This window comes from Massilia sp. DWR3-1-1 (assembly GCF_049898325.1).
Taxonomy (GTDB): domain Bacteria; phylum Pseudomonadota; class Gammaproteobacteria; order Burkholderiales; family Burkholderiaceae_D; genus JAFCUW01.
The window spans coordinates 1-2,786 of record NZ_JAFCXL010000056.1; the positions used below are offsets into that span (position 1 = coordinate 1).

The window sequence follows — 2,786 nt, forward strand, 5'->3', positions numbered from 1 at the left end:
TCGACTGCAATCGATGTAGGGCTTTTTCTTTTTCTGAACTGAATTTTTTCCCCTGCGGATAGAGGGTTTTTACCTGAGTGCTTTGCATGCACTCCGCCGCGTATACGTCAGAAAAAGGAAATACCGATGCGCGTATCTTGACCACCGGAAACGGGCAAGTCAAGGGAATCGTTATTAGCGTGACAAGTGACGAAAAAGATCGGTCTTTGGGAGGGTGCCGGTGGCCGACGTGATGCGACCAGGTGCTAACCTGGTCGACGGACTACCCGCTAAAACTTTGCAGCCAAGTCGCTCCCGCTCCGCACGGTCAACTCAGCTAAGAATTTTTACTTCAAAATCCAAAGCCGATTTCTGACACCCGCAAAGATTTTGCCCTACGGGCCGCTTGTGCCTTTACTTCGAACTGACCCAAAATCTCGAGCTTTTAAATCCCACCTGGCGAATAGCCGAGTGCGCCGCATCCATCGTTTTGAATTCGCGCACCGTGTGGGTCCTCGCATCGACCAGGCCGCCCGATCCTTCCAGGCTAAGGGCCGCTTCGAAAGTGACCGTGTAACGGGGCTGTCCCATGATGTCGTGAAAGTAGATGGCGCAGCCCTTGAGCAAGCCACGTTCAAAATCAGCCTTCGCCTCAGCCATAGTCCAGGTTTTCATGCTTGAGCCTTAGTCAGAATTTCAGCAAAATACGCACATCGAGCGCGGCCCAAATCGTCCAGGTCGAACGAACCGCCACAAGCAAGCAACCTGAGTCCTTGATACGCCTGGTCATAGTCGCCTGACGAGTACTCAAGAGCGGCGAACTCAAGGGACAGCGCACCAGCAATCACTGATGATTTGTTCGGGACACGACCCGCCGCCAAATCATTAAAAACTTCAATCGCAGCCTGGTATTTCATGATCAATTTGCCCATCAACGTTTAATACATTAAGTATAAACGAAAATAGCCTTTTGTGCAAACGTTTTATGCTTTTTGTTCGAGGCTAAAACTTTTTCCCTTTGTGTAAAAAATCCCTTTGTGTAAAAAACCTTTTGCTGCAAAAGATATTTTTATCTTTTTATCTTTTTATCTTTTTGGTTTTACCGGGTTTTCTTTGCGGTAAAGTTCGGCAAATTCAGACGCCAAATCCATCGACTTACCCCATATCGAAATCACCTCATCGCCACACCCGCAAACCGTCTTGCCGAAGTTCACAACCCCATCCCGGTAGCGTATGTTTTCCCATGGGATTTTGTGATTTAACCCGCAGCGCATGCACCGGTGCATCCTGGGCAAGCCCAAAGAATTAAGCTCCCCCTTCGCGACCGACAACATCTCAAACCTGTCCATGAATTTCAAGTCTCACCCCCTACGCTTTTTCGAATTCCTTCCATGTACAAACAGACCGCATCCCACCCACCGGAAGCAGCGACCTGCAGGAGAATGCCCCTGCCCTCGACACGCAGCACATCCCGCCATTGCTCAAGGGTGATCGTCCCAAGCATCTGCGCGTAATCCTCCATCTGGACCGAAAGTTCTTCATCCGTCGATTCCCCGATCGCGTAACGTTTTTTCAGGCCGGCAGACCAGTGCAACTGACGCTTCCCCTTGAAGGTCTCAGCGAACTCCTTGAACAGCGCACCAGCCTGTTTGTCCTTGGCATCAGCAAGGTAAGCACGGAGAAAATCGAAGGGCGTTTCACCATGAAGCGCCTTCTTGGTGTGGCCCTTGGTCATCTCGTCCTCAAGCCCCCACTTCGAAACGTATTTCGCAGCCTTAGACCCATCGTCCAACTTGATCCCATGCGCCAAGCTTGGTTCGCCTAGGCCAGCCCGAACGCAACACGCTGCCCACCGCGGGTAAATCCGCATTGCCCAGTCATGCATTTGGATTGGGTCAAAACAGACCATAGGCACGCCTATGCCCGCGAACTGAAGAATATGATAGTGGGGATGCCATCCGTTGTTCGAAGCGCTTAGGCGCCCGTGTGTGACCTCCAAGGCCCGAATTTGGCCGACGACACCCATTTCCTTGAAGACCTTTTTGACACTCCAATCCTTGAAGAAAAACTTTAAGGCTACCGCCTGCTTTTCCAGTAGATCGCCGAGCTTGTCGGAGCGTTGGTGAGGAGCGGTCAGCGTAAGCATGTTCACGACGCCACCGGCCGCTTTGTGCGCAGCCATCGCCGCAATGATTTCGACCCGGCGCCGTTCGGCTATCTTGGCCGAGCAGACCGGGCAGGCCCAGACAGAGCCGCAGGTTTGCAACCCCGAATACGAAGTTGTCTTGTGCTCGACCGACTGCCAAACCTGGATCTGCTTGGAGCCCTGGCGCAGCCGAAGGCACTTATCCGTGCGGGACTTCGGAAGGAATTTACGGGCGACACTCTGCAAAATGAAGCGCTGAACCCTGGCCAGCATAGGGCTGTAGACGACCTCCCCGCCCGTAACTTCCCCTGTCGATGGGTCGGTTTTGGTCGAAACAGCGGAGTATTTCGCATTAGTACCAAGGGAGCCGCCTGGCGGCGGCACCGCCTCGCTACGCGCGCCAGCTCCGCCGCCAGGCGTGCGCCCGGTGGAATTGGATGGAAGTTGCTGTGCCGGGTCGTATGCGCAAGCGCGCAAGTCTGATAAACTGTGCATGTCGGTTCTGATGCTCTCTAAGGTGAATGAACCGGCCTAGGCCCTAATCGACTGCAATCGATGTAGGGCTTTTTCTTTTTCTGAACTGAATTTTTTCCCCTGCGGATAGAGGGTTTTTACCTGAGTGCTTTGCATGCACTCCGCCGCGTATACGTCAGAAAAAGGA

General features: G+C 52.9%; 3 protein-coding genes. All 3 read right to left on the minus strand.

Translation table 11 applies throughout. The annotated features are described in order from the left end of the window. Positions 1-393: 393 nt before the first annotated feature. Positions 394-654 carry a hypothetical protein gene (locus tag ACP7EY_RS23780; RefSeq protein WP_426132151.1) on the minus strand — a complete coding sequence of 87 codons (261 nt, stop codon included), beginning with the start codon at positions 652-654 and terminating at the stop codon, positions 394-396. Then, on the minus strand, positions 651-911 hold the full coding sequence (locus ACP7EY_RS23785) for a hypothetical protein (RefSeq protein ID WP_426132152.1): 261 nt from the start codon (positions 909-911) through the stop codon (positions 651-653). The genes ACP7EY_RS23780 and ACP7EY_RS23785 overlap by 4 nt, the downstream gene beginning before the upstream one ends. Before the next feature lie 422 nt (positions 912-1,333). Then, a complete protein-coding gene (locus tag ACP7EY_RS23790; RefSeq protein ID WP_426197727.1) occupies positions 1,334-2,620 on the minus strand; it encodes a protein rep in 1,287 nt (428 codons plus the stop codon). Positions 2,621-2,786 lie beyond the last annotated feature (166 nt).